A 17933-nucleotide genomic window follows, 5' to 3' on the forward strand; every position below is an offset into this window, starting at 1 on the left:
TGTCCTCTATCCCCTTTCTTCTATACGTCCTCGAGGAAGCCTGCAAGGGCATTTTTATATTTCGGGAGGCTGATCTTCTTCAATGCCTTCGCCTCGATCTGCCGGACACGTTCCCTCGTGACGCCGAACATCTGCCCTACCTCCTCCAGTGTGTGGGACTCCTCCCCGTGCAGTCCGAAACGGTAGATCAATACATCCCGCTCCCGATCCTTCAGATTTTCGAGCAGCTTGTCGATTTCCTCCTTCAGCATCACGTTCGCCGCGTTCTGCTCCGGAGAAACCATCTTCTCATCTGCCACGAAGTCGGAAAGATTGGAATCCTCCTCATCTCCAACCGGCGTCTCCAGCGAGGTCGGCTGCTTCGAGACATCGAGAATCTCCTTCAGCTTTTCCTCGCTCAGCTCCAGTGCCTTCGCGAGCTCCTTCACCGAGGGCTCGTAGCCGAGCTCCAGCGTCAGCCGCCGCTGCATCCGGGTCACCTTGTTAATACTCTCCACCATGTGTACCGGGACACGGATCGTCCGAGACTGGTCTGCGAGTGCTCTCGTGATGCCCTGCCGTATCCACCAGGTCGCGTAGGTCGAGAGCTTGAAGCCTTTGTCCGGTTCAAACTTCTCAACGCCCTTCATGAGTCCGAGATTGCCCTCCTGTATCAGATCCAGGATGCTCATGCCGCGTCCGGTGTAGCGCTTCGCGATAGAAACGACCAGCCGGAGATTGGATTCCACCAATCTCTGCCGCGCTGCCATATCTCCATCCCGGCTCCGCTTCGCGAGCTCCAGCTCCTCTTCCGGTGTCAGCAGAGAGATCGTACCGATTTCCTTCAGATAAAAGCGAACCGGATCGTCCGTGTCAATGCCGCTCAGCAGGTTCAGAGACTCGAGGTCAACATTATCGTCATCCTCCTCTTCCTCGAAGTCCTCGTCCTCCTCCAGAATCGCGCTGTCCGCCTTGTCCCCGCCTGATTCGATCCGCTGCAGGCTCTTCTCATCTACGTCCGGATTGATCTCGATTCCTCTTTCCTCAATATATTTTATGATATATTCCATCTGCCCGCTTGCCAGCTCATAGCCGCGAAAGGCATAGGCAAGCTCACTCTCGTCGACAGCGTTTTTATTGCTCTTTCCCTTACGGATCAGCTCCTCCACGATTTTCAAAAGTGCCGGTCGATCGAGCTGTTTTCCGCTGTCGCTGCCATCCTTTTTTGTTGTATTCTGCATTTCTCACCCTAAACGAACAGGATTCGTCCAAAGACGAATCGCCACCATGCCGCAAAGCCGTATTTTAGCCTATTTCATGGAAAATCACAAGTCCCTTAAACGAAAACCCATCGGATATTTTTTGACCTCTCTCTGGTTCAGCTGCGCAATGTCGCGAGACATCGCCGGACGGAAATCCGCGGGGCAGATCATGAGTCCGTCATTACCGTAGAGCTCCGCCCGAAGCGCCGCCTTGCTTTTCGTCCGTTCGAAAAGATTGCGTACAAAGCGGCCGTTGGCGAATTCCTCCTGCCGGAGCACCTCCTCCGGCAGCTCGGAAAAATAGCGCGCAAGCTCCCTCTCTGCATCCTCCCTAAGATGCATTCCCGCCTTCTGCACCATATCTCGGTAGAGCGCCAGCAGCTCCTCCTTCGTATAGTCCGGGAACTCCACGCTGTAGGGCAGAAGCTCCTGTATTTCCGGATATTCCGCAGAAAGCTCCTGAAGCTCCTGTCCGGTTCCGGCGAGAATCAGCAGGAATGCGCCCGTCTCCTGCCGAAGCTGGGCGAGCAGCGTCTCGATCGCTTCCCTTCGGTAGTCCGCCCCTGTACCCGTCTCCTCCTTCTCCCGGAGCGAGAAGCCGTCAATGAAGAGGACGCAGCCCTCCGCATCCCGGCAGATCACCATGACCTTCGGCGAGGTCTCACCGGGAACCGCGCCGAGCAGCTCCTCTCCGCGATACTCGAGGAAGCCGCTGCGCGTCAGCATTCCCCGCTCCCGCAGCATTGCACCGAAGAGTCTCGCCGCTTCCGTCCTGCCCGTCCCCGGGTTCCCGATAAAGCGTATATTATAGAAAGCATTTTCCCGGCTTCCCTGCTCCATCTCCGCGAGAATCCCTTTTAATTTGCGGCAGATCTCCGCCATCCCCACTCTCGAAGCGAGCTCCTCCTCCGGGTTCCGCCGCTCTGTCTGCTCCTCCGCGAGGATATTTTCCAGATCCGCGGCGTAGATCAGCGTCTGCTCCTCCCCGGGGCTCCGCCGTCTGAGCTTCTCCACTACCATCTCACGGACGACCTTCTCCACAGTATTGATCCCATAGAAGCGCCCGTCCGAGCGTTCCTCGAAGAGCCGTCTCTCGAAAAGCTCCATTGCCTCCTCTGTCGCCGTATAGCCGTACTCTGAGAGCCGTGCCGCGGCGGTTTCACGGATATCCTGGTAGCGGATCGGCGGCAGGGAGATCGTATCCACCGTGAAGATATCGCTCAGGATCGCCGCGACGCGCTTCACCATCCGCTTCTCCAGATACGGGATGCGGAAAACATAGCGGAAGCCCTCTGCCTGTGAATATAGAAAAAGCAGGAACTCCCGAAGCTCCGGGCTCTCGAGCCGCTCCACCCACTCGGTCAGATCGATGGAAAACATGGCACCGCCGGATTCCAGCACGAAGCGCTTCGCCTCTGCGAGTGTAAGTCCCTGCCCCTCTCCCTCATTCAGGCGGATCTCCGCCCCGCCACCCTCTCCCGGCAGCAGCCCCTCCTCCGAAAGGAAGTCGAAGTACATGGCAGAGAATCCATTCACCCCCGCCCCGAGATTGACCGCCAGCAGCACGACCCGATCCGTCATCAAATCGAGAAAGAGCGCCCTATCCAGCCCCTCCGCGATACGCTGCAGCTCTGCACAGTAGCGGTACAGCGGCTGCAGCTCGCGCCGTCGTTCCATGCGGCGCAGCGCCTGCTTCTCCGGCGCATTCTCTGCGCCGCGCTCCGTAAGCTCTGCCGCATTTCTCTCTGTCGTTTCCCCTCTCTCCTCCATTAGGCCAAGCTCCCTTCTGACTATGGATAAAATTTCAGACTTTTGACACTGAAATCATTTTAATGCTATACTACAGAAAATGCAAACCAAGAGGAAAAGGAAAAAGCATGGCATATCACTTTATTGCTCTTGACCTCGACGGAACGCTGACGAACTCGAAGAAGGAGGTCAGCCCGCACACCGTCGAGGTTCTTCGCCGGGCGGCGAAAAGGGGTGTCCGCATCATCCTCGCCTCCGGACGCCCTGAGGCGGGGATCTTCCCTGTAGCAGAGACGCTCGGGCTTCGGGAGCTCGGCGGCTATATTCTCGCCTATAACGGAAGCCGCATTATCGACTGCAAAACCGGACAGGATATTCTCCGGCGAAGCATCTCTGCTGCGCTCTACCCGAACATCTGTGAGAGCTATCACCGTTTTTCGGTCGAGCTTCTCACCTATGGGCAGGGCGGCGTCATTACAGAGAATCCTGACGATCCCTATGTCCGGCTCGAATGCCGCATCAACCGGATTGAGGCGCACAGGGTCGCAGCGCTCTATCCTGCAATAGAGGGCACGGTCTGCAAATTCCTCGCTGTCGGTGTGCATGAGAGACTGCGGGAATTTCAGCGTTACCTTCGAGAACACTATCCGAAGCAGCTGAATGTCTTCTTCTCCGAAACCTACTTTCTGGAGATCGTCCCGCCGGGGATCGAGAAGGCGGCGAGTCTCGAAACACTGCTCCATCTTCTGGGCGGTGACCGTTCCGAGCTGATCGCCTGCGGAGACGGGCTCAATGACATTACAATGATCGACTACGCCGGTCTCGGCGTGGCGATGGAAAATGCCCAGCCATCCCTGCGGGATCGCGCCGACTATATCACAGATACCAACGACAATGACGGTGTCGCGCAGGTGGTAGAGAAATTCCTCCTGCGGGAGACCCCCGCATTTTGAAAGGAGAATCAATGAAAACCTGCATAAATTGCGGACAAAACAATCCGGACGGCGCAAAGTTCTGCATCAACTGCGGCGTCGTGCTCCCTGCCGTAAAGCAGAAGCCTGCGTCCGCCGAGGAGGCGGCCCTCTCCGAGGAATCCGCCGAAGCGACGCCTGCTGAAGAGGCAGAGGACAGCATCGGCGCAGAAGCGCCGGAGACAGCACAGCCAGCCGGGTATTCCGACACAGCCCCCGCGGGAAACGCTGCGCCGGATCCTGTAGCGGATTTCAATGCCTATTATCAGGCGCAGGGCAGCTGCACGCCGCAGCCGGGCATTCCCGCAGGCGGACAGCCGGGCATGCAGCTTCCGGAGGCGCTCCGCCCGCTCAGCACACTGGAATACTTCTGCTACCTCTTTCTCTTCTCGATCCCGCTGATCGGCTTCATCTGTATGATTGTTTTCGCGGCAGGCGCCAGCCAGAATCAAAACCTCCGGAACCTGAGCCGCGCCTATCTTCTGCTGGTCGTGCTCGCCTCTCTCGCCGCCATCCTGTTCTTCGGCTGCGGCATATTGGTTTCCCAGACCATTTTCTGAGGAGGCATCGGATAAATTCATAAAGCCATGTGCCAAGGAAAGGAAATGTCACAAATGCGCCGCGGAAATCCGCGGCGCATTTGTACATAAAACACGATTTCAGTGAATCCGGCTTTGCCGGACGCAGACTTTGTCTGCGCCAGATCGCTCCGCAGTTTCCTTTATGGAAACTGCTACGCTCTCTGCCACCTTCAGCATGACGGCGCACTCCATGCGCTTCCGAAAGATCTCGCAGCCGTATTCATAGGTACCGTGAATGTCTCCCGTAGAATGCAGCGAGTTCGCCGCGCATCCCCCCGCGCAGTAAAGCCGCGCCCAGCAATCCTTACAGTCCGGACGGGAATAGACATTGCACTCCTTGAATTCCTCCCGGAGCTCCGTTTTCGTAATGCCCTCCCAGACATTCCCCATTTTGTACTCCGGGTCGTTCACGAACTGATGGCAGGGATAGAGATCACCGGAGGCAGTCACCGCAAGGTATTCCGTACCGGAGCCGCAGCCGGAGACTCTCTTATAGATACAGGGTCCCTCTGTGAGATCGAGCATATAATGATAAAAGGTGATCGGCTTCCCGTCCCTCTGCCTGCGGATCATGTCCTTCGCGAGAAGCTCATACTGCTCGAAGAGCTTCGGCAGATCCTCCGCAGTCAGCGCAGACGGCTCCGACGGATCGCTCACCACCGGCTCCATCGAGAGCTCCGTAAAGCCAAGCTCGTCCGCCATATGGAAAATATCCTCCGTAAAGTCGGTATTGTAATGCGTGAAGGTGCCCCGCATATAGTAGCCCTGTCCGTTCCGCTTCTCCACCAGCTTCCGAAATTTCGGCACGATCCGATCATAGCTGCCGCGCCCTGCGAGATCGACGCGGAAGCGGTCGTTGACCTCCCTCCGACCGTCGAGGGACAGCACGACATTGTAGCACTCCCGGTTCGCCCAGTCGATCACCTCGTCCGTAAGCCCGATCCCGTTCGTCGTCAACGTGAAACGGAAATTCTTATTGTGCGCCTTCTCGACAGAACGCGCATAGGCGACCAGCTGCTTGCAGACCTCGAAATTCACGAGCGGCTCTCCGCCGAAGAAGTCAACCTCGAGGTTTCTCCTCGTGCCGGAATTCTCGATCAGGAAATCCAGCGCCCTCTTCCCTGTCTCGAAATCCATAAGCCCATGCTCACCCTTGAACTTGCCCTGCGCCGCGAAGCAGTAGGAGCAGTTCAGGTTGCAGGTATGCGCAACAAGCAGGCAAAGCGCCTTCACGACCGTATTCCGCTTCTTCAGCGTCCCCGCAATATTCTGATAGATATCCTTCGCGAAAAGCTTCCGCTGCGCGATCAGCTCCCGGATATCCTCGAAGCAGTCCCGGATGTCCTCCGCGCCTGCCTCCGGATGAAGAGCATGGAGCAGCGTCTCCGCCTCCTCCATGCTCTTCCCCTCGTCCAGCAGGTGAATCGCATCATAGGCGAGCTCGTCCGTGACATGCACGCTCGCGCTGAATACATCGATCACGATATGGTAGCCGTTTAGTTTATACTGATGAATCATTGTTCTCCCTGAAAAAAAACCTTATAGGATACATCACGCTGCGCTCATTCTTCTACGTGCAGCGTATTCCCGACACATAAACTGTGCCGGAACGCTTGAGCGCCCCGGCACAGTAGATCTCCCTCTTGCGTGCAAGTAAGCTTACCTGTTCTCGTTCTCGCACTGCTGATTCGCAATACCGCAGCTGGTCTTGCAGGCGGACTGGCAGGAGGTCTGGCACTCACCGCAGCCGCCGTGCTCCATGGACTTCTCCATATCGCGGGTTCCTAAGGTCATGATGTGCTTCATAGATTTTCCCTTCTTTCTATCTGAATAAACGTTTCTGCCGAGATCTCCGGCATCACATTCTGCATAAGTCCGCATCCAATGTCCCAATGCTTGTGCATGCAGACATTCCCCGCATTCGACTGCCTGCCGGGGGGACCTATATAAATATATTATACGGAGCGTCCCTCTGTTGTCAAGCAAAGCCGAACTCCGGCGCTGCACGGAAGCTTATATAGAAAACCTGCCTACAGCGCCATCTCCCTAAGCGGACAGATCTCCACGCCTTTCCTCTCGAGCGCTGCACGGATCCTCTCTACGAAGAGGAGCGCCTTTTCCCCATCTCCATGAACGCAGATGGAATCCGCGCGGATGGGGATATCCTGCCCGTCGACAGCGGTGAGCCTTCCCTCTGTCACCATTCGTACGACCCGGGCAATAGCGAGGGTCTCATCCGTAAGCATCGCGCCCGGCTTACTACGGGGCACCAGCGTCCCGTCCGCCTCATAGGCTCTGTCCGCGAAGACCTCCGATGCCGTCCGGAGCCCCAGCTCCTTCGCCGTCTGATAAAGCGCACCGCCGAAAAGCGCCAGCACGATCAGCTCCCGGTCGAAAGCAAGCACCGCCTCACAGATGGCGCGGGCAAGCACAGGATCCTTCGCTGCCATATTGTAGAGCGCGCCATGGGGCTTCACATGCTGCATCCTCTGCCCTCTTACCCGGAGGAAGGCGTCCAACGCCCCCAGCTGATATAGCACATACGCCTTTGCCTCTGCGGGACTCAGCTGCATATTCCGTCTTCCGAAGCCCATGAGATCAGGAAAGCCCGGGTGTGCCCCTACCGCCGCCCCGGCTACAGCAGCCCGCTCTACGGTTTTCTCCATAACGCAGGGATCTGCGGCATGAAAGCCGCAGGCGGCATTGACAGAGCTGACCAAAGGAATGATTCGCTCGTCCATTCCCAGCGTATAGCGTCCGAAGCTCTCTCCGATATCACTATTCAGATCTACTCTCATCCGCCCGTCCTCCCTGCATGAATGCCTCTACGAAGCCGGTATCTGCCCTTCCCTCCCGGAAGGCGTCCGCCTGCATGATCTTGTACTGGAAATCCAGATTGGTATTTACGCCCAGTATCACTGTCTCATCCAGCGCCGCCCGCATCTTCCGGATCGCCGCCTCACGGGTATCCGCATAGACCATAAGCTTCGCGATCATGGAATCATAGTCCGGAGGAATCACATAGCCGGTATACAGTGCCGTATCTACCCGCACGCCGTTCCCACCCGGCAGGTGCAGGTGCGTCACCCGCCCCGGGCTGGGCATGAAGTTCTGCTCCGGGATTTCCGCATTGATCCGGCACTCGATGGCATGCCCCCGGAGCAGCACCTGCTCCTGTGTGAAGGAAAGCGGCTCCCCCGCCGCCACCCGGAGCTGCTCCGCTACGAGATCTATGCCGCTGACCAGCTCCGTCACCCCATGCTCCACCTGGATTCGGGTATTCATTTCCATGAAATAAAATGCCCCGTCCTGATCCACGATGAACTCAATGGTACCTGCTCCGGTATAATGAACCGCCTCCGCTGCCCGCACCGCCGCGGAAAGCATTTCCTGCCGCCTCTCCTCCGTCACCGCAGGAGAGGGAGACTCCTCAATCAGCTTCTGATGGTTCCTCTGCACAGAGCAGTCCCGTTCGCCCAGTGCTGCCACATGCCCCTCGCTGTCTCCCAGAATCTGCACCTCCACATGCCTCGGGTGGAGAATCAGCTTCTCGATATACATAGCGTCGTCCCCGAAGGCATTGGCGGATTCCCGCTGCGCTGTGATGAACTCATTTTCGAAGTCCTCCGCAGCATAGCATTCCCGCATTCCCTTGCCCCCGCCGCCGGAGGATGCCTTGATCATCACCGGAAAGCCGATCTCCTCCGCGATCCGCTGTGCCTCCGCCGCATCATAAACCGCCTCTCTGCTGCCCGGCACCACAGGCACTCCCGCACGCCTCATCATTGCCCGCGCTGCGGATTTATTGCCCATGCTGTCGATCACCGACGGCTCCGGTCCGATAAATATCAGCCCGTTTTCTCTGCATTTTTCCGCGAAGCGGCTATTCTCCGACAGAAAGCCGTAGCCGGGATGCACCGCGTCGCAGCCCATATTTTTCGCCGCGGTGATCAATGCGTCCATATTCAGATAGGTATTCCGTGCTGCGCCCTCCCCGATGCAGACCTTGCTGTCCGCGAGCCGGATATGGAGGGAATTCCTGTCCTCTCTGGAATAGACCGCGACAGAGGGAATCTCCATTTCCCGAAGCGCCCGAATGATGCGGACCGCGATCTCCCCACGATTTGCAATCAAAACCCGTTTCAACACAGCGACCTCCTGCTCAAAGCTTCTTCACACGGAACAGCGGCTGTCCGTACTCCACCTTCTGCTCATTGGAAACCAGCACTGCCTCGATCTCGCAGTCATAGTCCGCCGTGATCTCGTTCATCATCTTCATTGCCTCCACGATGCAGACGGTGTCTCCCGCCCGCACACGGTCTCCCACCTTTACATAAGCGGGAATGTCCGGGCCCGCAGCGGAGTAAAAGGTTCCTACGATGGGGCTCGTGATATGAAATTCCAGATCCTCCTGCTCCTCTCCCGCTGCAGCGCTCTCCTTCCCCTCCGCTGTCGCGCTTCCCGCTCCGCTGTAGCCCGGAAATGCCGGAAGCCCCGGAGATGCAAGTACCGGCGCATTGTCCAGCTTGCTCATGCTGATTTCGAATTCTCCGTCACGGAGCTTCATGGTCTTCAGGGAAGAGCCCTCCATGATTCTCACCAGTCCCTCAATTTTCTCCAGATCCATCTGTCTTCTCCTCCGTCTTATTCCCTTCCGTACACCGCAGGCCGCCCTCGGGGTCTTCCCCTCGGCTGCCCTCCGTTTCCGTATCCGGCGCTATGCCGGGAAGAGCTGCTCCAGACGCTTCGCCGTGAGCCGAACCGCCAGCACCTCCCTGCAGGGTTTGTGGATCTGATTCCGCATCTCCTGCAGGCTGTTCTCCTCCTCCCGAAGCAGCGCCTGTGCCTCCTCCACCGTGATCCTCCGGAAACGAATCCGGTCGTCCGTCCGGCACTGCGCCAGCTTCGGCAGATCCACGCTGGCTACCGTAGCGATCTTCGCATATCCCCCCGTAGTCTGCCGGTCGGCGAGCAAAATGATCGGCTTGCCGTGGGCGGGCACCTGCACCGCTCCCAGCGCAATACCGTCGGAAATGATATCCGAGCCCCGCTTCGTCTCAATGAAGCTCCCGTCCAGCCGGACGCCCATACGGTCGAAATTGCCGGATACCGTGAACTCGCTGTTCAGGAAGCGGTCTATGCCGCGGTGGGTAAACATCTGCTCCTGCGGTCCCATAATCACCCGGAGCGTCACCGCACTATCCTCGTATTCCCGGATCGGAAGCGTGCGGGAAAGGAAATAGGGCAGGTATACTCTCCGCTTGATCCGCATATCCAGGAAATCGCCGTCCATGAGCTTTCTTCCCTTGAAGCCGCCGATCCCGCATTTCAGGTTGGTGGAGCGGGAGCCCATCACCACCGGAGCCTGCAAATAATTGGAGAAGGCAATGTAGCAGCTGCGCCCCGTCCTCGCGCTCCCCAGCTTCAGCACATCTCCCTTGTTGACATAAATCGCCGTATACATGGGAACGGGCTCGTCATTCAGCTCCGGACGGAAATCGCCTCCCGTAATGGCGATGATCTGCGCCGCGGTAAACTCCAGCGTCGGCCCGATGAGGGTACACTCCAGCACAGCTTCATTCTCCGGATTGTCCAGAAGGAGATTCGCGATGCGGAAGGAGCGGACGTCCATCACGCCGCCCACATTGAAGCCCTGGCTCTGGTAGCCGCTGCGTCCCAGATCCTGCACCGTGGTCAGCATGCCGCCCTTTATCACTCGGAATCCCATTCGTCCTCCCCCTCATATACCCTGCATTGATAGTTTCCTGTCTCCACCGCGCGCTGCAGCTCCCGGTACTCCTCCGGGGAAATCGGCAGGAAGCGGATATAGTCTCCCGCCTCCACCAGAATCGGCTTCTCTCTCCCGGGATCATAGGTTCTGACCGGCGTCATGCCCATGAGCTGCCAGCCGCCGGGAGAGTCCAGCGGATAAATACCGGTCTGGGAGCCGCCGATCCCCACGGAGCCCGCAGGGATGCGCACTCTGGGATTGGCAAGGCGCGGCGTGTGAAGCCGCTCGTCCAGCCCGCCGAGATACGTGAAGCCCGGCAGGAAGCCCAGCATATAAATGAGGTAATCGCGGGAGCTGTGAAGAGAGACGACCTCCTCCTCGGAGAGCCCCGCATGGGCTGCGATGCTGCCGAGATCCGGACCGTATTCCCCGCCGTAAACCACCGGAATCTCATAGATCCTGCGGTGCAGGCTGTCCACCTGCGTATCCATCCGGACAATGCTGCCGATCCTGCGATAGATCTCCGAATAGGAGATCACCAGGGGATTATAGTTGATGAGGAGTGCGCAGTAGGTGGGGATCATGTCTACGATTCCCTCGATCTGCTGCTGGCGGATCAGCTTCACCACCGCCGCGATCCTCCGGTTCACCTCCGGGCGGATCGTCTGTTCAAATACAATCAAGAGGGAGGAATCTCCCTCTGCTAAAACCTTGATATTCTGCATCTTCGTTTCCTCAGCCCCTTATGCGAAAAGGCTCGCGAGATTCCCGAGAGAGCGGACGCCCACATAGGCGGACAGCAGCACCACCAGTCCTCCCAGCAGCAAAAGCCACACAGGATGCCGGTAATTCTCTCCCATGATGCTCTTCTTCTGCGAGGCGATCAGGGAAATCCCCAGCGTCACCGGCAGGATCAGCCCATTCAGCGCGCCGGCTACCACGAGGAGAGCCGCCGGACTGCCGGACACTGCCATGATGAGGGTAGAGAACGCGATAAAGCCGATGATCCAGTAGTTCTCATTCTTCGCAATGGAGGAATGGAAGGTCTTCAGGAAGGATACGGAGGTATAGGCAGCTCCGATGATGGAGGTGATCGCCGCGCAGAGCAGCACCAGTCCCGCAAAGCGGTAGCCCAGCTGTCCTGCTCCCCGCAGGAAGGCGTCCGCCGCAGGATTGGACTTATCCAGCGTTACGCCCTTCGCCACGACGCCCAGTACTGCGAGGAAGAGCAGGATTCTCACCAGCGCCGCTACGAAAATACCGATAACAGAGCTGTACAGGATCTTGCCCTCATTTTCCTCTCCGGTAATGCCGGCATCGATCAGTCGGTGCGCGCCCGAGAAGGTAATGTAGCCGCCTACCGTACCGCCCAGCAGGGTCAGGATCGGCGTGAAGAGCGTTCCATAGCCCGCCTCCGGCACAAAGCTGTTTTTGAGCGCCTCCCCTGCCGGCGGCTGCACTACGAAAATCACTGCCAGAATCACGACGATCATGACTGCGCCCAGCACCTTCACCAGCTTATCCATGATCCCCTTGGCATCCTTCGAGAGGAAGATCAGGATCGCGATGCCGCCGGCGAGGAAGTACCCCGCCATGGTGGGAATGCCCAGCAGAGTATTGAAGCCCAGCGCACCGCCGCCGACATTTCCGATATTGAACACCAGTCCTCCCAGCACGATCAGCGCGGAGACGATATAGCCCAGTCCGGGAAGCACCCGATTCGCCACCTCCTGTCCCCGAAGCCCTGTGGTGCAGAGCACCTTCCAGATGTTAAGCTGGGCGATCGCTGCCAGCAGCACAGAGGAAAGAATGACGAAGCCGAAGCTGGCCTGATAGTCGTTGGTAAACTTCGCCGTCTGGGTCAGAAAGCCCGGCCCGATCGCCGAGGTCGCCATCAGAAATGCCGCCCCCAGCAGCGCCCCGCTGTTTTTCCTTTTCTCGCTCATACCATTTCTCCCTTCTTCCGCTCGGGCTCGAATAGAGACTTTATATTTGAGTCCGATATTTATGTCTCATATTATCCTCATTATAAAGGGATTTGGAGATTCGTCAAGCGAAATCCCCATTACTTTTCGGCATTTCTCCCATTTCCTGCGCTTCTCTCATAGAAATTGCCCATAAGATGCTTACGCCGCGGGAGCTGTGCCGTACTGTCTGATGCGATACGAAAGCCGGAAATCCCACGGAAATGCGCTGAAGAAATACTGATCTATTCATGACTTACATGCCATGGACGTGTGCCTTTTCCGATTTAACCAGCGTTTCGCTAAAGCAGTACAGAGATCGTCCGACTGTCCCGTCCGGATTCCGAGAAATGAAGGGTGACGCTCCGCTCCCGCAGCGCTTCCATATAATGGAGCTGCACCGGACGAATCCGCTCTCCGGGGAGCAGCAGCGGGATCCCGGGCGGATAGAGGTAGACATATTCCCCCGCGATCCGCCCCGCTGCCTCCATGAGCCGGACAGACCGCCGTTCCTTTTCCGCTGCCTCGGAGAGACGGAGGCAGCTCTCCGGGAGACTGGCGCCGATCGTCCGAAGCAGCTCCCGGACAGGCTCCTCCCCTGCCTCTCTGCGTTCCGCCTGTTCGTCGTCCGCCCCTGCTTCCCGCTTCCTCTTTTCTGCCTCTCTGTCCAGAGCGAGCAGCGCCGCCGCCAGTCTCTGATACCCCTCCCTATCGTCCGTCATGGCACTCATGGCGAGCACATTGCTGCCGGCGCTCATCTCGAGCTCCAGCGAGAAGCGCTCCCGGAGCATCCTTAGCAGCTCCTCCCCGTACCATCCGCTGTCTCCCGCATTCACCAGAATCTTCGAGGCATCACAGTCGAAAATCGCGCGCGCACCCGCGGCGCGCCCCTTTTCCCGCAGAAAAAACGGATAGAGGAGACGAAAATGCCGAAGTCCCCGAAGCTTTCGGTAGAATTCTCCGAGCTGCTTCTGCCAGCGCCGAAAATATGCGCTTCCCTCCTCCAGCAGGAGCTCCGTGCAGCTGTCCAGAGAAAGCAGCAGCGGGTAGGAGGGCGAGGAGCTCTCAAAAATCCCCAGCATTTCCTCCACCCGCTTCGCCTCCACCCGCTCTGTGCATAAATGAAGCCACCCTGTCTGCGTCAGGCTGGGAAGGGTCTTATGCGGGCTCTGTATCACGAGATCCGCTCCCAGCTCCGCTGCCGATCCGGGAAATCGACGAGGCTCCCCGTTCTTCTCCGCCGTCTCTGCCGGCATTTCCCTCGAGAGAAAGCCCTCCAGAGAAAAATGCGCGCCATGCGCCTCGTCCACCAGAAGCGGTACGCCTGCCGCATGGCAGCGCGCCGCGATCTCCCGGATGTCGGAGACCACACCCTCGTAGGTCGGACTGGTCAGCACTACTGCCTCCGTCCCCGGGTACTGCCGGAGCAGCTCCGAAACGCGCGCCGGAAGAATACTGCCGAAGATTCCGAACGCCTCCTCATATTCCGGCAGCAGCCAGTGTACCCGCAGCCCCCTGAGCTGAATCGCATGAAAGACGCTCCGGTGGCAGTTTCTCGCGCAGAGGATCTCTCCGCCCTGCCGTGTCACGGCAAATATCCCCGCGAGGTTGCCGCAGGTGCTCCCGTTCACGAGGTACCAGCAGCGCCTCACACGATACAGCGCCGCCGTCCGTGCCATTGCCTCGCGCAGTATCCCCTCCGCCGCATGCAGATCGTCTGTCGCCGGAAGCTCCGTCAAATCCAGCTCATACGGGAGGGCTGCGCCGGTCACGTTCCGCCGCTTATGCCCCGGCATATGAAAGGGATACCTCCCCTCCCGAAGATAGTCCCGCAGCTGCCGCTCCAATCTCCCCATTACCCGCTCCCTGTCTCAGAGATTCCTCTCCAGCTTCGAAACCATGCTGCGCAGACAGCCGTCCTCGAACGGATTGTCCAGTCCTGCCTTCTGCATCAGCCCGTCGAAGAAGTCAGAGGCGGAGAGACGGCAGAGACGGAGATAGCTCTCCCATGCCGCCCTGTAGTCCTGATCCATCCTCGTCTTGTATTGCAGGGCATTCGTACCGGCGATGCAGTAATCGATATAGTAGAGCGGGCTGTCATAGATATGATGCTGCTTCTGCCAGAAGCCGCCCTGCTCCATGTATGCATTCCCCTCGTAGTCGAGGTGCGGCTTGTACTGCCGCTCCAGATCCCTCCAGAGCGCTCTCCGATCCTTCGGACTGAGCCCCGGATCCTCATAGACGATATGCTGGAACTCATCCACCATCGTCCCGTACGGAATGAAGGTCACCGCATCCTCGAAGTGCATAGCAATGTAGTCCCCTGCGCGGCTTCCGAAGAGCAGCGGCATCCACGGCTCGGTAAAGAATTCCATGGACATGGAATGCGTCTCCGCCGTCTCCATCGTGATGTCATTGTGCTCCTGAATCGGATCGTGCGCCGTTAAGTAGCCCTGGAAGGCGTGCCCGCATTCATGCGTAATGACATCCGCGTCTCCGGAGGTGCCGTTGAAATTCGCGAAGATAAACGGAACATGATAGTCCGGAAGCATCGTCATGTAGCCGCCGGTTTTCTTGGTCTTCCTGCCGAGCACATCGAAGAGCTCTCCCTCCATCATCGTATTCATAAATTCCGCAGTCTCCGGCGAGAGCGCACTGTACATCCTTTGTCCGGCGCGGAGAATCTGCTCCGGACTCCCTGTCGGCTGCGGGTTCCCCTCCGTGAAATAGACGCCCTCGTCGATGTAAGAGAGCTTCGACAGGCCGAGACGCTGCCTCCGCCGCTCATGAAGCTTCTCTGCAAACGGGACGAGATCCCGCTTCACCTGCTGCCGGAACGCGGCGATATCCGACGCCGTATAGCAGTTTCGGTTCATCCGCGCATAGCCGAGCGGCAGATAGTTCCTGTGGCCCATCAGGACGCCCTGCTGCGTCCGGTTCTTCACGAGCCGCTCATAGAATTCGTCCAGCTCCTCCTGATGCGCCGCGAAGAATGCCGTGTATTTCTCCCACGCTGTCCTCCGGATGCTCCGATCCCTGTGGTTCAGGTACGGCTGCAAAAGGGAAAGGTTCAGTGTCTCCCCATTCCAGTCGATCTTCGCCCCTGCGAGGAGCTTATTGTAGTCCGTGGAGAGCCGGTTTTCCTCCTGCATCAGCGGAATCAGCTTCTCATCCATCGCCTGCATCGCGAGCTCCATATTCCGGAATGCGACCTTTCCGATCTTCTCCTCCAGATACGGACGGAAGCGGGAGGAAAAAAGCTTCTTCTTGTAATCGACGACAAGGCTCTGAAAGACAGGCATATTCCGGTCATAATGCTTCTGCTCCTCCGAGTAGAATGCGTCCGTCATATCGATATCATTCCGGATCATCGCAATTGTCATCTCCGTCATTACATGCTCCGTGATCCGATAATAGTCCTGATGTACCTGAAACTGCTCCTCGCCGGACTCCGCCCGCTCGAACCGATCGGACAGCTCCCGGAAGCTCTCCTTCAGCTTTTCAAAATCAATCCTCTCATAGGGCATCTCTGAAAATTTCATTCTGGTATCCTATCCTTTCTCTTTTCCATAGCTGTGCTGCCCTGCCTCCGGAAGACAGCCATCCCGCCTCCCGGCATCCGGTATGGCCGCGCCTCTTCTCTCAGAAGCGCAGCCAGCGCTCCAGCTCCTTCACAAAATCTGCCAGCCCGGCACGATCCTCCTCTGTGAACCTCCCGACTTCGGGACTGTCTATATCCAGCACGCCGACGACCTGCCCCGCCGTACCATGAATCGGCACGACGATCTCCGAATTGGAGGTGCTGTCACAGGCGATGTGCCCGGCGAACGCATGCACATCCTCCACTATCTCGATGCGATCCCTTTCCCACGCGCTCCCGCAGACGCCCTTCCCTCTTGCGATTCGGATGCACGCTGTCCTGCCTTGGAAGGGTCCGAGCAGCAGCTCTCCATCCCGCACGAGATAAAAGCCCGCCCAGTTCAGCCGCTCCAGAGAGCTGTAGAGGAGCGCCGAGGCATTGCTCAGCAGCGGCACGAAATTCCCCTCCTCCTCTGCAAAGGCACGAAGCTGCGCCGTCAATAGTCCGTAATCTGTCATAAATATGCCTCCCGATACCATGACCGCGTATTGGCATGGCGCAGCTGTATCCTCGATCCGCTCTGTACCGATCTCCGGCACAAACTAAATTTTATTATAGCACAGACATCAGGAAAAAGAATCAAAAATGCAGCCTGCATGAATCTTCATGCAGGCTGCATCCTTACTTTAAAAATATTTATTGCTTCATATGATTCGGATGATTTAATGCCCATAGCCGATCTGCCACAGGCTGCCATTCCCTCGCATAATTATCACACTTTACACATAGATGATTGCATTCTTCCGGACTCATCATATCGGTGCTGTGTGCATCTGTCTGTGATACCAGTTTTCGTAGGATTTCCGGATTTTCAAGCATTGGACAAGGCTGCAATAAATTATCATTAAATGGCTGCGCATCCTGATATGCCTTAAACAACGGCTGGGCCAGGCATTCCTTCAATGATTTCTCATGAATATTTTCGCTCGAATAATGAATAAAGACACAAGGCTCTACATCTCCATTCGGATTGATATGGCAATAGTATTTACCACCAGCCACACAGCCGCTTACAAACTCTCCATCATTTTGGAAATCCATCAAAAAAATCGGCTTACCGCCCTCGTATCCGCGAATCTCACGAATTCTGTGATACATATATTCCCTTTGCTCTGTTGTAGGGATCAGATCAGGTACTGCGTCATTTCCCACCGGCATATAATGGAAGAACCATGAAAAAGCCACTCCCTTTTCGATTAAGAAATCTAAAAATTCATCACTTGTCACTGCTTCACAGTTTGCACGCGTATAGCAGATTGAAGTTCCATATGGAATGCCGTTTTTCCTCAAAAGATCCATGGCATCCATCACCTTCTTAAAGGTGCCTTTTCCTCTTCTGGCGTCCGTTGCCTCATCAAAACCTTCTACGCTCATGGAAAGGATAATGTTCTTGCATTCCTTCATATCATCACAAAACTGCCGGTCAATGAGTGTTCCGTTTGTAAAAATCATGAAGCCGCAATCACTATGCTTCTTTGCAAGTGTGATAATATCCTTCTTTCGAACCATCGGTTCCCCGCCTGTCATGACATATTCATGGATTCCAAGTTCTTTTCCCTGTGTGACAATACTATCCATATCATCGTAAGACAGATTAAGTGTATTCTTATATTCTGCTGCCCAGCAGCCTGTACATTTCAAATTGCAGGCACTGGTCGGATCAAAAAGAATAATCCATGGTATGTGCTTTACGCCAAGCTTCTTTGCATTCTTCTGTGTCTCTCTGAACCCCCTGAATCCGCCTTCATATCCAAAGGCCATCATAAGTCCCTTTAAATAAGCTGTATCACAGTTATCCAACAGATTATTAAAATACTGTGTCCATTTTCCATCCTTGCTGAATGCTGCCCGAAGTCGCTCATATGCTTCCGGCTGCCATCCATCCTTCAATACTCTTTCAATCATATTGATAATTTCCACATAGCCCTCTGCGCGGTTTTTCTCCGCTTTTTTCATTAACGAATCAAGCGCTACCTCAAAAGCCTTTCTTTCTGCTGCATGACAAATTGATCTCATTATTGTTTCCTCCTGATATTTTGTTATTTTTAATTTGTAT

16 protein-coding genes are annotated in these 17933 nt (G+C 56.7%); 2 read left to right on the forward strand and 14 right to left on the reverse strand.

The annotated features are described in order from the left end of the window. Window positions 1–20 precede the first annotated feature (20 nt). A complete protein-coding gene (locus HW273_RS08675; RefSeq protein WP_179011556.1) occupies window positions 21–1220 on the reverse strand; it encodes a sigma-70 family RNA polymerase sigma factor in 1200 nt (399 codons plus the stop codon). Window positions 1221–1304: 84 nt separating this feature from the next. Continuing rightward, the gene (locus HW273_RS08680; protein WP_179011558.1) at window positions 1305–3011 is read right to left on the reverse strand and encodes an AAA family ATPase; all 1707 of its coding nucleotides are present in this window, start codon (window positions 3009–3011) and stop codon (window positions 1305–1307) included. A 107-nt stretch (window positions 3012–3118) separates the two neighbouring features. Here HW273_RS08680 and HW273_RS08685 point away from each other — a divergent pair, with 107 nt between their 5' ends. Continuing rightward, window positions 3119–3943 (forward strand): Cof-type HAD-IIB family hydrolase, encoded by an 825-nt coding sequence (locus HW273_RS08685; protein WP_179011560.1) that lies wholly within the window; start codon window positions 3119–3121, stop codon window positions 3941–3943. A gap of 11 nt (window positions 3944–3954) precedes the next feature. After that, window positions 3955–4521, forward strand: coding sequence for a zinc-ribbon domain-containing protein (locus HW273_RS08690; protein WP_179011562.1), 567 nt, complete (start codon window positions 3955–3957; stop codon window positions 4519–4521). Between the two features lie 99 nt (window positions 4522–4620). Here the strand turns inward: HW273_RS08690 and scfB are convergent, their stop codons facing one another. The 12 genes from scfB to HW273_RS08750 all read right to left on the reverse strand — a co-directional run bounded on the left by scfB (window position 4621) and on the right by HW273_RS08750 (window position 17893). Beyond that, the gene (scfB, locus tag HW273_RS08695; protein WP_179011564.1) at window positions 4621–6060 is read right to left on the reverse strand and encodes a thioether cross-link-forming SCIFF peptide maturase; all 1440 of its coding nucleotides are present in this window, start codon (window positions 6058–6060) and stop codon (window positions 4621–4623) included. Between the two features lie 141 nt (window positions 6061–6201). Continuing rightward, window positions 6202–6348, reverse strand: coding sequence for a six-cysteine ranthipeptide SCIFF (gene scfA, locus HW273_RS08700; protein WP_179011571.1), 147 nt, complete (start codon window positions 6346–6348; stop codon window positions 6202–6204). 224 nt (window positions 6349–6572) lie between these two features. Further along, window positions 6573–7340, reverse strand: a complete 768-nt coding sequence (locus HW273_RS08705; RefSeq protein WP_179011573.1) for a LamB/YcsF family protein — start codon at window positions 7338–7340, stop codon at window positions 6573–6575. Continuing rightward, window positions 7321–8691, reverse strand: coding sequence for an acetyl-CoA carboxylase biotin carboxylase subunit (accC, locus tag HW273_RS08710; RefSeq protein ID WP_179011575.1), 1371 nt, complete (start codon window positions 8689–8691; stop codon window positions 7321–7323). Before accC ends, HW273_RS08705 begins: the two co-directional genes overlap by 20 nt. A gap of 13 nt (window positions 8692–8704) precedes the next feature. After that, window positions 8705–9169, reverse strand: a complete 465-nt coding sequence (gene accB / locus HW273_RS08715; RefSeq protein WP_179011577.1) for an acetyl-CoA carboxylase biotin carboxyl carrier protein — start codon at window positions 9167–9169, stop codon at window positions 8705–8707. Window positions 9170–9259: 90 nt separating this feature from the next. Continuing rightward, window positions 9260–10270: a biotin-dependent carboxyltransferase family protein gene (locus HW273_RS08720; protein ID WP_179011579.1), complete on the reverse strand. Its 1011-nt coding sequence runs from the start codon at window positions 10268–10270 to the stop codon at window positions 9260–9262. After that, window positions 10255–10998, reverse strand: coding sequence for a 5-oxoprolinase subunit PxpB (gene pxpB, locus HW273_RS08725; RefSeq protein ID WP_179011581.1), 744 nt, complete (start codon window positions 10996–10998; stop codon window positions 10255–10257). Before pxpB ends, HW273_RS08720 begins: the two co-directional genes overlap by 16 nt. 18 nt (window positions 10999–11016) lie before the next feature. After that, complete coding sequence (locus HW273_RS08730; protein WP_179011583.1) at window positions 11017–12219, reverse strand: NRAMP family divalent metal transporter; 1203 nt, start codon at window positions 12217–12219, stop codon at window positions 11017–11019. Between the two features lie 320 nt (window positions 12220–12539). Next, the gene (locus HW273_RS08735; protein WP_179011585.1) at window positions 12540–14093 is read right to left on the reverse strand and encodes an aminotransferase class I/II-fold pyridoxal phosphate-dependent enzyme; all 1554 of its coding nucleotides are present in this window, start codon (window positions 14091–14093) and stop codon (window positions 12540–12542) included. A gap of 15 nt (window positions 14094–14108) precedes the next feature. Next, the gene (locus HW273_RS08740) at window positions 14109–15779 is read right to left on the reverse strand and encodes a M3 family oligoendopeptidase (protein ID WP_179011587.1); all 1671 of its coding nucleotides are present in this window, start codon (window positions 15777–15779) and stop codon (window positions 14109–14111) included. A gap of 100 nt (window positions 15780–15879) precedes the next feature. After that, window positions 15880–16335 carry a GAF domain-containing protein gene (locus tag HW273_RS08745; protein WP_179011589.1) on the reverse strand — a complete coding sequence of 152 codons (456 nt, stop codon included), beginning with the start codon at window positions 16333–16335 and terminating at the stop codon, window positions 15880–15882. 178 nt (window positions 16336–16513) lie between these two features. Next, a complete protein-coding gene (locus HW273_RS08750) occupies window positions 16514–17893 on the reverse strand; it encodes a radical SAM protein (protein WP_179011591.1) in 1380 nt (459 codons plus the stop codon). Between the last annotated feature and the right edge of the window lie 40 nt (window positions 17894–17933).

It is taken from the genome of Oribacterium sp. oral taxon 102, assembly GCF_013394775.1.
Lineage (GTDB): Bacteria > Bacillota > Clostridia > Lachnospirales > Lachnospiraceae > Oribacterium.